Annotated in this window: 11 protein-coding genes; all 11 read left to right on the top strand. The window is 57.4% G+C overall.

The window, feature by feature from the left end; translation table 11 throughout:
* Window positions 1–71 precede the first annotated feature (71 nt).
* The 11 genes from rbfA (at window position 72) to thrC (ending at window position 12,375) form a co-directional block, all read left to right on the top strand.
* Window positions 72–479 carry a 30S ribosome-binding factor RbfA gene (rbfA, locus tag B6S09_RS00495; protein ID WP_094276543.1) on the top strand — a complete coding sequence of 136 codons (408 nt, stop codon included), beginning with the start codon at window positions 72–74 and terminating at the stop codon, window positions 477–479.
* 1 nt (window position 480) lies between these two features.
* A complete protein-coding gene (gene truB, locus B6S09_RS00490) occupies window positions 481–1,416 on the top strand; it encodes a tRNA pseudouridine(55) synthase TruB (protein WP_094276542.1) in 936 nt (311 codons plus the stop codon).
* A 112-nt stretch (window positions 1,417–1,528) separates the two neighbouring features.
* Window positions 1,529–1,798: a 30S ribosomal protein S15 gene (rpsO, locus tag B6S09_RS00485; protein WP_094276827.1), complete on the top strand. Its 270-nt coding sequence runs from the start codon at window positions 1,529–1,531 to the stop codon at window positions 1,796–1,798.
* A gap of 323 nt (window positions 1,799–2,121) precedes the next feature.
* Window positions 2,122–4,257: a polyribonucleotide nucleotidyltransferase gene (gene pnp, locus B6S09_RS00480; protein ID WP_094276541.1), complete on the top strand. Its 2,136-nt coding sequence runs from the start codon at window positions 2,122–2,124 to the stop codon at window positions 4,255–4,257.
* A 134-nt stretch (window positions 4,258–4,391) separates the two neighbouring features.
* Window positions 4,392–5,027: a pyridoxamine 5'-phosphate oxidase gene (pdxH, locus tag B6S09_RS00475; RefSeq protein ID WP_094276540.1), complete on the top strand. Its 636-nt coding sequence runs from the start codon at window positions 4,392–4,394 to the stop codon at window positions 5,025–5,027.
* A gap of 17 nt (window positions 5,028–5,044) precedes the next feature.
* Window positions 5,045–5,539, top strand: a complete 495-nt coding sequence (locus tag B6S09_RS00470) for a GNAT family N-acetyltransferase (RefSeq protein ID WP_094276539.1) — start codon at window positions 5,045–5,047, stop codon at window positions 5,537–5,539.
* 88 nt (window positions 5,540–5,627) lie between these two features.
* Window positions 5,628–6,770, top strand: coding sequence for a ribosomal protein uL16 3-hydroxylase (locus B6S09_RS00465; RefSeq protein WP_094276538.1), 1,143 nt, complete (start codon window positions 5,628–5,630; stop codon window positions 6,768–6,770).
* 5 nt (window positions 6,771–6,775) lie between these two features.
* Window positions 6,776–7,468: a tRNA/rRNA methyltransferase gene (locus B6S09_RS00460; RefSeq protein ID WP_166670257.1), complete on the top strand. Its 693-nt coding sequence runs from the start codon at window positions 6,776–6,778 to the stop codon at window positions 7,466–7,468.
* A 222-nt stretch (window positions 7,469–7,690) separates the two neighbouring features.
* Window positions 7,691–10,147, top strand: coding sequence for a bifunctional aspartate kinase/homoserine dehydrogenase I (thrA, locus tag B6S09_RS00455; RefSeq protein ID WP_094276536.1), 2,457 nt, complete (start codon window positions 7,691–7,693; stop codon window positions 10,145–10,147).
* Window positions 10,148–11,104, top strand: coding sequence for a homoserine kinase (thrB, locus tag B6S09_RS00450; RefSeq protein ID WP_094276535.1), 957 nt, complete (start codon window positions 10,148–10,150; stop codon window positions 11,102–11,104). It abuts the gene before it with no gap.
* Window positions 11,101–12,375, top strand: a complete 1,275-nt coding sequence (gene thrC / locus B6S09_RS00445) for a threonine synthase (protein ID WP_094276534.1) — start codon at window positions 11,101–11,103, stop codon at window positions 12,373–12,375. Before thrB ends, thrC begins: the two co-directional genes overlap by 4 nt.
* Window positions 12,376–12,960 lie beyond the last annotated feature (585 nt).

The raw sequence follows: 12,960 nt of genomic DNA, 5'->3' as shown, positions 1-12,960 counted from the left end.
CGCCGTGAATCACATCTGAACACAGTAATCAACGGGGGCCTCTGGGGCCCCCTTTGTCTTGGAAGAATACAATGGCCAGAGAATTTAGCCGTACCCGCCGGGTAAGTCAGGAACTGCAAAAAGAAATTGCCGTTATCCTGCAGCGGGAAATAAAAGATGAACGACTGGGGATGGTGACCGTATCCGGTGTGGAAGTGTCCCGGGATCTTAACTACGCAAAGGTGTTCGTGACCTTTCTTGACAACGATGCCGAGCGAGTGGAGCAGGGCATGGAGGCGTTAAAAGACGCCAGCGGTTACATTCGCAGCCTGGTGGCCAAGGCCATGCGCCTGCGGGTGACCCCCGAGCTGCGCTTCTCCTACGATCAGAGCCTGGTGGAAGGCATGCGCATCTCTACCCTGGTGTCGAGTACGGTGGCCGAAGACAAGCGCCGCAGCGCCGGTCGTGATGATGAAGAAGAGCAGAAGGAGCAGGACTGAGATGGGCCGTCAGCGTCGATTTCGTGGCCGTGAAGTAGACGGCATTCTGCTGCTCGACAAGCCGGCGGGCATCACCTCCAATGATGCCTTGCAGCAGGTTAAGCGCATCTACGCCGCCGCCAAGGCCGGCCATACCGGAGCCCTCGATCCGCTGGCCACTGGCATGCTGCCGATCTGCCTGGGTGAGGCCACCAAGTTTTCCCAGTTTCTGCTCGAGGCCGACAAACGTTATCGGGTGACTGCCAAACTGGGCGAGCGCACCGACACCAGTGATGCCGATGGCGAGGTCGTGCAGACCCGGCCGGTGAATGTCTCTGCCGGCGAGCTGATTGAGGCCCTGGATCACTTCCGTGGTGACATTCAGCAGATCCCTTCCATGTATTCGGCGCTGAAGTATCAGGGTAAGCCCTTGTACCAGTATGCCCGGGAAGGCATTGAGGTGCCCCGGGAAGCCCGACCGATCACGGTGTTTGAACTTAAACTTATCCGTTTTGAAGGCGATGAAGTGGAGCTGGAAGTGCACTGCAGCAAGGGCACTTACATCCGCACCATTGTCGATGATCTGGGCGAGCGGTTGGGATGTGGAGCACATGTCACCGTACTGCGCCGGCTGGCGGTAGCCGGTTATCCGGCAGAGCGCATGCTCACTCTCGAACAGCTGCAGTGTATTCTCGATAACTGCAAGGCCAACGAGATTTCTCCGCGGCTGGAGCTGGATCCGCTATTGCTGCCCATGGATACCGCCGTGCAGAGCCTGCCGGAAGTGAACCTGTCTGAGCTGGTGGCGGGTTATCTGCTGAACGGCCAGGCGGTGCAAGTATCGGGTGCTCCTCTTGAAGGATTTGTGCGAATGACGGTGGGTGAAGAGGGGCGTTTTGTTGGCGTCGGCGAGATCGATGACGACGGAAAAGTGGCTCCGCGCCGGTTGGTGCGTTAATCCGTATGGATTTAAGGTTGCCAAGCGCGGCGTTGCTGGTAGAATGCCGCTCTTCCTTCCGGCTGAATTAGTGATCGGCTGGAATTCATTCATGTTATTTGGAGTAGACACAATGTCACTAAATGCTGAAACCAAAGCCCAGATCGTTGCCGAATTCGCCCGTGGCGAAGGCGACACCGGCTCTCCCGAAGTGCAGGTAGCTCTGCTGAGCGCCCAGATCAACCACCTGCAGGGCCACTTCAAGCAGCACATCCACGATCACCACAGCCGTCGCGGTCTGCTGCGCATGGTATCCCAGCGTCGTAACCTGCTGGACTACCTGAAGCGCAAAGACGTAGAGCGCTACCGTGACCTGATCCAAAAGCTGGGCCTGCGTCGTTAATCGACTCCAAAGCCTTGTTGAAAAGGGAGCTTCGGCTCCCTTTTTTTGTTGCCTGTAAAACACGCTTTCTGAGCAAGCTGGCAACGCCGGTGACTCCCGAAGCAGCAGTGGAGATGGGGATTGTGAAGCCGACCATAAAATACCATGGATGGCATTTTTAAAGCCCCAGTGGGCTTACAGCGTGTCGGCAGTGTTGATGCTTCACACTTCCCGAGGGGGTAAGCCTCCCAGCTGTTTTCCGTTTGTGATTCTGTCCTTTAAACAGGAATCAAGTATACTGTGCCGGCGTATTAAAGAATCAAACAGTTAAAGGAATCTACCACGTGAATCCTATCGTAAAGACCTTCCAGTACGGTCAACATACCGTTACTCTTGAAACCGGCGTTATTGCCCGCCAGGCTTCTGCCGCCGTGATGGCCAGCATTGACGACACCTCCGTGCTGGTTAGTGTGGTCGGCAAACGCGAAGCCGACGAAAGCCGTGACTTCTTTCCGCTGACCGTGAACTACCAGGAGCGTACTTACGCTGCCGGCCGTATTCCCGGCAGCTTCTTCAAACGTGAAGGCCGCCCCACCGAAGGCGAAACGCTGACCGCGCGTCTGATTGACCGCCCCATTCGTCCGCTGTTTCCCGATGGATTCAAAAACGAAGTTCAGGTGATTGCCACCGTGATGTCCGCCAACCCGGAAATTGCCCCGGACATCATTTCCATGCTGGGCACCTCTGCCGCCCTGGCCATCTCCGGCATTCCTTTTGCCGGCCCCATCGGTGCTGCCCGCGTGGGTTACATGAACGGTGAATATGTGCTGAACCCTAGCATCACCGAGCTGAAAGAAAGCCAGCTTGATCTGGTGGTGGCCGGTACTGCCGGTGCCGTGCTGATGGTAGAGTCCGAAGCTTCCGTACTGCCTGAAGATGTTATGCTGGGTGCCGTTATGTACGGTCACGAGCAGATGCAGACTGCCATTAATGCTATCAACGAGTTCGCCGCCGAAGTGGGCAATCAGCCCTGGGACTGGCAGCCGAAGGCCGAAAATGAGCCGCTGAAAGCCAAGGTAGCCGAGCTGGCGTCTGCCGAGCTGGGTGAAGCCTATCGCATCACCGACAAAACCGCCCGCCGTGATGCCATCAGCGATATTAAAGCCAGGGTTCTGGCTGCCATTCTGGATGAGACTCCGGAAGCGGAAATAAAGGAAGTTCAGGAGCAGCTCGGCAAACTGGAAAAAACCATTGTCCGTGGCCGCGTTGTTCGCGGTGAGCCGCGTATCGATGGCCGTGAGCCCGACATGATCCGCGCGCTGAACGTAGCGACCGGTCTGCTGCCCCGCGCTCATGGTTCTTCCCTGTTCACCCGGGGTGAAACCCAGGCGCTGGTTGCCGCTACTCTGGGCACCGAGCGTGACGCCCAGCTGATTGATGAGCTGACCGGTGAGCGTGCCAACCGCTTCATGCTGCACTACAACTTCCCTCCCTACTGTGTGGGTGAGACCGGTATGGTCGGCAGCCCCAAGCGCCGGGAGATCGGTCATGGCCGTCTGGCCAAGCGCGGTGTGGCTGCGGTGATGCCGAGCCAGGAAGAATTCCCGTACACCGTACGTGTGGTATCCGAGATCACCGAGTCTAACGGCTCTTCTTCCATGGCGTCCGTGTGCGGTACTTCACTGGCACTGATGGATGCTGGTGTGCCGATCAAGGCTTCTGTGGCCGGTATTGCCATGGGTCTGGTGAAAGAAGAAGAAGGTTTTGTGGTGCTGTCCGATATTCTGGGTGATGAAGATCACCTCGGCGATATGGACTTCAAGGTGGCCGGTACCAATGAGGGTGTAACTGCCCTGCAGATGGACATCAAGATTGAAGGCATCACCAAAGAAATCATGGAAGTGGCTTTGAATCAGGCCCGTAACGCCCGTCTGCACATTCTGAAAGTAATGGACGAAGCCCTGCAGGCTCCTCGTGCCGATATCTCCGACTTTGCGCCGCGCATTCACACCATCAAGATCAACCCCGAGAAGATCCGTGATGTGATTGGCAAGGGTGGTGCGACCATTCGCGCCCTGACCGAAGAAACCGGTACCACCATTGAGCTGGATGACGACGGCACCGTGAAAATTGCCGCCGTTGACGGTGAAGCCGCCAAGCTGGCTATTCACCGCATTGAGCAGCTGACCGCAGAAGTGGAAAGCGGCACCATCTACGAAGGTCAGGTGGTTCGTCTGGCCGACTTCGGTGCCTTTGTTAACATTCTGCCTGGCAAGGACGGTCTGGTACACATTTCCCAGATCACCGAAGAGCGGGTGAAAAATGTGTCCGATCACCTGAAAGTGGGTGACAAGGTCAAGGTGAAGGTACTTGAAGTGGACCGTCAGGGCCGCATTCGCCTGTCCATCAAGGAAGCCAACAAGCCGGAAGAAGCCGAAGCGCCTGCCACTGAAGAGGCCAACACCGATAACGCCGAGTAAGGCTCAGCAAGTTACACGCAAGCCGGGGAAAGATTCCCCGGCTTTTTTGTTGTTACTGTACTGGTAACAGCACTTGCCAAGTAACGGCTTGCTTTGCACAATGAAGCCACTTTCAGCAGAAGGAACCCATATTCATGGAGCTGGCGGATTACCGACGTGAATACCTGCAGGGCGGCCTGCGCCGCAATGACCTGCCCAATGACCCTATCGTTTTGTTTGAGACCTGGATGCAACAGGCCATTGCCGCCGGGGTACCGGATCCTACCGCCATGGTGGTTGGCACGGTTGATGAACAAGGGCAGCCGTATCAGCGTATTGTGCTGCTTAAACAGGTAGATGAGCAGGGGTTTGTATTTTATACCAATATGGGCAGCCGCAAGGCGTCGCACCTTGGCCACAATCCCCGCATCAGTCTGCTGTTTCCCTGGCACTCACTGGAACGCCAGGTGCATGTCACCGGCCAGGTGGAAAAACTGTCTGCTACCGAGGTGATGAAGTACTTTTCCAGCCGTCCCAAAGACAGCCAGATCGGTGCCTGGGTGTCAAAGCAGTCTTCACGTATTTCGGCCCGGGGCCTGCTTGAAGCCAAGTTTCTGGAAATGAAGCAGAAGTTCGCCAATGGTGAAGTGCCTCTGCCCAGTTTCTGGGGCGGTTTTCGGGTTCATGTCGACTCGGTGGAGTTCTGGCAGGGCGGAGCTAACCGCTTGCATGATCGTTTTATCTACCAGCGTGAGCAAGCGGGCTGGGCTATTTCTCGTCTGGCACCCTGAACGTAGGAGAGGCAACCATGCTGATCTGCAGAACCGAACGTCCTGGTGATGGTGACGATATCGATGAGGTGGTATTTGCTGCCTTTAACCGTGCCGAAGAGGCGGATCTGGTGCTGGCTCTGCGAGAGCAGGGGGCTATCAGTGTCAGTCAGGTGGCGGAATATGAGGGGGCTATTATTGGTCATCTGGCCATGAGTCCGGTGTTGATCAACGGTGAAGACATTGGCTGGCTGGGGCTGGCACCGGTGAGTGTGTGGCCGGACTGTCAGGGACAGGGAGTGGGCTCGGAAATGATCCGTGAGGCCATTCAGGCTGCCAGTGATTTTGACTGGGCGGGTGTTGTTGTGCTGGGGGATCCCGGCTATTACCGGCGTTTTGGCTTCCGTCCGGCATACGAGCTGGGGCTGACCTGTCCTTATCCTGAGGCCGGAAACAGCTTTATGGCACTGGCATTGAAGCAGCCGGTCCCCAGCGGCCAGGTGACCTATCACGGGGCTTTTGACGCGTTCTGAGCCGGTGCTGGCCTGTTATTATGCTGATGCAACGGGCATAATAACGTGTAATATTTAACGTCACTATGCCCCCCGTTGCGAGTTTTTCATGCACAGCCCTCTTAAACTGGATATCGACCATTTTCTGGCCCACGACTGGCAGCGCCAGCCTTGTTTGTTTAAGGCGGCCCTGCCGGACTTTGATGATCCTCTGAGTCCGGATGAGCTGGCCGGTCTTGCTCTGGAACCCCATATCGAGTCCCGCCGGGTATGGCGCGAGCAGGAACGCTGGCAGGCGGAAACCGGACCGTTCGAGTCTTACGATCATCTGGGGGAAACCGACTGGACCCTGCTGGTACAGGCGGTTAATCAGTGGCACCCGGGGGTGCAGGATCTGGCGGAGCTGTTCCGGTTTATTCCCGGCTGGCGCTTTGACGATGTGATGGTGAGCTTTTCCACCCCGGGCGGCGGTGTGGGTCCGCATATCGATCAATATGGCGTCTTTATTATTCAGGGCGCCGGCAGCCGTCGCTGGCGGGTAGGAGCACGCCAGAGCCTGCGTGAATTTGCTGCTCACGGTGCTCTGCGTCACTGCGACGACTTTGAGGCGGTGATCGATGAGGTCTTGCAGCCCGGTGATATGATTTATATTCCTCCCGGTTGTCCTCATGAGGGCTATGCGGAAACGCCGGCGCTGAATTACTCCATCGGTTTTCGTGCACCCGATGCAAAGGATTTATTCTCAGGTTTTGCCGACCATCTGCTGGCTCATGTTGATCGTACCCGGCGCTTCGATGACGCCGGCATGGCTGCTGCCAATGCGCATGGTCGCCTCGACGGTAATGTCATGACCCAGGTGAAAGCCCTGATGAGTGAGTTGCTGAATGACGATAACCGGCTCAACGACTGGTTCGGTGAAATGATCTCAGAAGCCAAGCATGACCTCGATCTGGAGCCGGCCGACCCCCTCTACAGTCTGGAGGAGCTGGTGCTGCGACTGGATCACGGCGACCACCTCTATCGCCTGGGGGGCGCGCGTTGCTTCTATCATGAAGGCAGTGAAGATGTTTTTTATCTGGATGGTGATCGCTACCAGCTGGCCAACCCGGACGCCGATAGCCTTGCCCTGCTGTGCGATCAGACCCGCATTTGCGGTCCAGAGGTGGCCTGCCTGAATGAGCCCAGGAATCTGCTCGACTGCCTGTTGCCGCTAGTCAACCAGGGTTACTGGTATTTTGAGGAAGACGAGTAATGTCGGTGGAGTTGTATTTCTTCCTGGAATCTCCGGCGCGTCCGGAAAACGTCGGTGCCGCTGCCCGAGCCATGAAAACCATGGGCTTTGAGCGCATGCGCATTATTAACAGCCGGGTACATGAGCAGGAACAGGCTCAGTGGGTGGCCCACGGTGCTCAGGAGCTGCTGGAACAGGCCGAGTACTTTCCCACCCTGGCCGATGGCCTGGCCGACATGGATCTGGTGATTGCGACGACCGCTCGCCGGCGTGGCCGTTATCAGCATTATCTGACTCCCCGGGAAGCGGTGGCTCAGGTCAACAACAAGGCGGTGCAGCGGGTCGCGATATTGTTCGGGTGTGAGGAATCGGGACTGAGCAACGAGCATCTGTCCCAGGCTGACATCATCAGCTACCTGCCGCTCAAGGTCAGCTATCCATCGCTGAATCTGGGGCAGGCCATCATGCTCTATGCCTGGGAATTGAGTCAGGGACTGGCTCCGGAAGATGAACAAAAAAACAACGTTCAGCAAGGAAATGCCCAGCTTCGCGTGCTACAGCACAAAACAGAACAATTGATGGATTCAATTGGTGTTTCTCAGCAGGAAAAACTGGCTGAATGGGTTAAAGACAGGTTGCCTGTGCTGGGGCAAAGGGATCTGAACCTGCTTCACCTGCTTTATAAGGACCTTGAGCGGGCCCTCAAATCCCGGGGGTGACGTTGACAAGCCAGCGGCCCCGGGTTATTGCTATGCCATTCGTTGTTACAGGTTGTATGTCATGCTGCAGTTCACCCGCACTACCACCACCATTATTATTACCGGCACCACCATGGGTGGAACCGGGGCGGGCTGATGCGCTGACGACAAACAGAATTTGAATCGAAAAGCCCGTGTCCCAACCAGATACGGGCTTTTTTAGTTTTACACAGGGAGTAATGAATGCGAGTCCTGAAATTTGGCGGTACGTCGTTGGCCAACGCCGAGCGTTTTGATACCGTGGCCGACATCGTGGTCAACAATCAGCGCCAGTCCCAGGTGGCGTTGGTGCTATCGGCCCCGGCGCGCGTAACCAATCATTTGGTGGCGGTGGTCGAGCAGACCATTCGCGGCCTGGAAGCGGCACCGGTGCTGAAAGAGATTGAGCAGATCTTTCATGGCATTATCGACGGACTCAAGGGCAAATATGCCAGTCTGGACGACGCTACCCTCCGGGGGGCGGTAGAGCGGGAGCTGAACCAGCTGACCCGGCTGCTGCAGGGCGTCAGTCTGCTGCAACAGTGCCCCGACAACATCCAGGCCCACATTCTCAGCCGGGGTGAGGCGCTGTCCATTGCCACCATGTCTGAGCTGCTGCGCGCCCGGGGTGAGCAGGTGGAAGTCATTGTGCCTCAGGAAATGCTGCTGGGTGAGGGCAGTGTGCTGGAGGCCCAGGTCAATATTGAAGTGTCCCGCCAGCGCTTTGCCGACAAAGGCCTGCGTAATGACTGTGTGTACCTGATGCCGGGCTTTACCGCCGGTAATGAACAGGGCGAAACCGTTATTCTGGGCCGTAATGGCTCCGATTACTCTGCTGCGGTGCTGGCTGCCTGTGTCGGTGCCGAATGCTGCGAAATCTGGACTGATGTAGACGGTGTGTACAACTGTGATCCGCGCCTGGTGCCGGATGCCAAACTGCTGCGCCAGCTGTCTTACAAGGAAGCCATGGAGCTGTCCTATTTCGGTGCCAAGGTACTGCACCCCAAAACCATTGCTCCCATCGCTCAGTTTCATATTCCCTGTCTGATCAAGAACACCGGTAACCCTCAGGGGGAAGGTTCGCTGATCGGCCCCGAGTGCAGTGACGACGATCTGCAGGTGAAGGGCATTTCCGATCTGGCTGGCATGACCATGATCAACATCTCCGGCCCTGGCATGAAGGGCATGGTGGGCATGGCAGGCCGGCTGTTCTCCTGCATCTCCCGCGCCGGTGCCAGCATAGTGCTGATCACCCAAAGCTCGTCCGAGTACAGCGTCAGCTTCTGTATCCATACCTTTGACAAGCAAAAAGTACAGAAGGCCATCGCCAACGAGTTTGCGCTGGAATTCAAGAACAACCTGCTGGAGCCGCTGGACCTCATCGACGATCTGGCCATCATCTCTTTGGTGGGCGATCGCATGCGCACCGCCCGTGGTGTGTCTGCCCGCTTCTTCAACTCCCTGGCGGAAGCGTCCATCAATATTGTGGCTATCGCCCAAGGCTCCAGCGAGCGTTCCATCTCGGCGGTGATCCGCAAAGAGAAGGTGACCGAGGCCATCAAGGCCTGTCACCAAAACTTCTTCTCCAGCCGTCAGTTCATCGACGTGTTTCTGGTGGGCTGTGGTGGCGTGGGCGGTGCTCTGCTGGAGCAAATCCGTCGTCAGCAGCCGGTGCTGGAATCCCAGGATATTGGCATTCGGGTAGTGGGTATTGCCAATTCCCGCAAAATGCTGCTGGATCGCAACGGCATCTGCCTTGATGGCTGGCGTGATCAGTTGGAGCTGGCGCAGGAAAGCTTCAGCCTGGAGCGGGTGGCCCGTTTGGTGGAAGACAGCCACCTGATCAACCCGGTACTGGTGGACTGCACCACCAGTGAACGGGTTGCGGATCAGTATGCTGACTTCTTGTCTGCGGGTTTCCATGTAGTTACTCCCAACAAGAAGGCCAACACCTCCAGCCTGGATTACTACCGAGAGCTGCGCCGCTCGGCACGCTCTACCCGCCGCAAGTTTCTGTATGAGACCAACGTGGGTGCGGGCCTGCCGGTTATTGAGAACCTGCAGAACCTTATTCGGGCCGGCGACCAGCTTAAGGCGTTTGGCGGTATTCTGTCCGGCTCCCTGTCCTACATTTTCGGCAAGCTGGACGAAGGTATGGGCTTTGCCGAGGCCACCCGGATCGCTCGGGAAAGCGGCTTTACCGAGCCAGACCCGCGGGATGATCTGAACGGCATGGATGTGGCCCGTAAGTTGCTGATCCTGGCCCGGGAAGCGGGCATGGCGCTGGATCTTGATGACATCGAGGTAGAGCAGGCACTGCCGCCGGGCTTTGATGCCAGTGGCGATATAGACACCTTTATGGCCCGCTTGCCGGAAGCGGACGACTGGTTTGCCAGCCGGGCTGCCGAGGCAGGCGAAGGCAAGGTGCTGCGCTATGTAGGCGTCATTGAAGAAGGTAAATGCAAGGTTGCCATCAAGGCCGTAGACGGGGATGATCCGCTGTTTAAAGTGAAAGACGGCGAAAATGCCCTGGCGTTCTATACCCAGTATTACCAACCCATTCCGCTGGTTCTGCGCGGCTATGGAGCGGGTGCCGATGTAACCGCCGCCGGTGTGTTCGCCGATCTGTTGCGTACCCACAACTGGAAGCAGGAGATTTAAATGAGTGTTGTAGCCTATGCGCCGGCCTCGACCGCCAATGTAAGTGTGGGATTCGATGTACTGGGGGCCGCGCTGGCCCCTCTCGACGGCTCCCTGCTGGGAGACCGGGTGCTGGTAGAAGATGCCAGCGGCGAATTTACCCTTACCAATGCCGGGCCCTATGCCCACAAGCTGCCGGGCGACTATACCCAGAATATCGTTTACGACTGCTGGCTGGCCTATGAAAAGGCGCTCGACAAAAAAGGGCTGGCGCGCAAGCCGCTGATCATGACCCTGGAAAAGAACCTGCCGGTAGGCTCGGGACTGGGCTCCAGTGCCACCAGTATTGTGGCTGCCTTTGTGGCGCTGAACGCTTTTTATGATAATGCCATGAGCGAGCATGAGCTGATGCTGCTGATGGGCGAGCTGGAAGGCCAGATCTCCGGCTCCATACATTACGACAACGTGGCCCCCTGCCATCTGGGCGGTATGCAACTGGTGCTGGATGAGGCCGGTGTGGTCAGCCAGACCCTGCCATCGTTTGATGAATGGTACTGGGTGGTGTGTTACCCGGGGATTGCCGTGTCCACCTCCGCTGCCCGGGAGATTCTGCCGGCCCAGTATCGCCGTCAGGACTGTCTGGAATACGGTCGCCGGCTGGCGGGCTTTGTGCATGCCAGCCACACCGGCCAGGAAAAACTGGCTGCTGCCATGCTCAAGGACGTGATCGCCGAGCCTTATCGGGCCCAGCTGATCCCCGGCTTCAAGGAAGTGCGTGAGCATGCCGCCGCCATGGGAGCCTTGGCCACCGGCATTTCCGGCAGTGGCCCCACCGTGTTCACGGTGATGAAAGACCTGCACCAGGCGGAAAAACTCAAGACCTGGCTGGCCGACCACTTTATTCAGAATCAGGATGGCTTTTGCCATATTTGCAAACTCGATGCCGAGGGCGCACGCGTCACAGGAACCAAGTTATGAAGTTGTACAACATCAAGGATAACGCAGAAACCATCAATTTTGCCGGGGCCGTCAAGCAGGGTCTGGGGCGCGGACAGGGCCTGTTCTTTCCGGAAAATCTGGCCCCGCTGGCCAACGTGGATGCGCTGCTGGAGCTGCCGCTGGTACCGCGCTCCGTGGCCATTCTGCAGCACCTGATCGGTGACGAAATTCCCAAAGACACCCTCACCGCCATGGTGGAGCACGCCTTTACCTTCCCGGCCCCGCTGGTGAAGGTGGACGAGCACACCTACGCCCTGGAGCTGTTCCACGGTCCGACCCTGGCGTTCAAGGACTTCGGTGGCCGCTTTATGGCCCAGTGTCTGGCCACCCTGCGCAGCGATGGCAAGATCACCATCCTCACCGCCACTTCCGGCGACACCGGTGCCGCTGTGGCCCACGCCTTTTACGGTCTGCCCAATATCGAGGTGGTGATCCTGTATCCTGAAGGCAAAATCAGTCCGCTGCAGGAAAAGCTGTTCACCACCCTGGGCGGCAACATTCGTACCTTCGCGGTACAGGGCGACTTCGATGCCTGTCAGGCGCTGGTCAAGCAGGCCTTTGACGACGAAGAGCTGAAGGCCGCCGTGGGCCTGAATTCTGCTAACTCCATCAACATCAGCCGGTTGCTGGCGCAGGTGTGCTACTACTTCGAAGCCGTGGCCGAATTGCCCGCCGAGCAGCGCAGCAAGGCGGTGATTTCTGTGCCGTCCGGCAACTTCGGCAACCTGACCGCGGGTCTGATTGCCAAGGCCATCGGCCTGCCGGTGAAGCGCTTTGTGGCTGCCACCAACGCCAACGACACCGTGCCGCGCTACCTGGAAAGCGGTAACTGGGCTCCTAACGACACTGTTGCTACTCTGTCCAACGCCATGGACGTGAGCCGTCCTAACAACTGGCCGCGGGTGGAAGAGCTGTGCCGGGTCAAGGGCTGGGATCTGGCCGAGATCGCTTCCGGCATGCTCAACGACGAAGAGACCAAGGGCGCCCTCAAGCGGTTGTTTGCGCAGGGTTACCTGTGCGAGCCGCACGGTGCCATTGCCTGGGATCTGCTGAACAAGGAGCGCGGCAAGGACGAGGTGGGTATCTTCCTGTGCACCGCCCATCCGGCCAAGTTCAAGGAGAGCGTGGATGCCATCCTCGAGCAGGATATTGCGCTGCCGGGCCCGCTGGCCAAGCATGGTGCCATGGCGTCACTGTCCGAGACCATTCCTGCCGATTTCTCCGCCCTTAAGGCGAAAATGATGGGCTGAGGCGAGCGTCTTCATTTGTAGCAATGCCGGGCTTGTCCCGGCATTTTTGTGTCTGTTATATCGCCAACCTGCTTATTACTCCTGGACCCCAGAGCTATCCCTTCCTTATTTTCCCCTGCGTCTTGTAAGTGATCTCTTAAGCCAGTCTGAGAAAAGGCGCTTTTAATATATGGTTTTCACGGTGTTTTTTTTGCAAATCATTGAATATAAATAGCTTTTATTTTTTTGATTGAAATCTGAGCAAGGGTGATGCCTGTTCCCTGCGTTGTTCCTTTCGGGAGAGAGGGTATAGTTAATTCCAACAGCAGGGCAGGCTGAGTTGCACAGGAAGGCAACGGGCAGGAAGGCCCACAGGACACACCGGCAAGGATGTCGGGAAAGGAATCAAGGAAACATGTGCGGGCATGATGCCGGCAGCCAGGAATGGCAAGGACACGGTCAGGACGGCCAAAGGGAAAGCGTCAGGATGACCAGGGATACCTTCAGGACGAAGCGGTTGGCAGCAGGACAGCAGCCATTCACGGAAGATATACGGATGACCTCGATGGATCGGGAAGGGGAAGACTCGGTGTGAGTCAGGTCAGG

It is taken from the genome of Oceanimonas baumannii (assembly GCF_002245495.1).
GTDB lineage: Bacteria > Pseudomonadota > Gammaproteobacteria > Enterobacterales > Aeromonadaceae > Oceanimonas > Oceanimonas baumannii.
The sequence above is the reverse complement of the archived record's forward strand: the minus strand, read 5'-3'. Positions and strand labels throughout refer to the sequence as shown.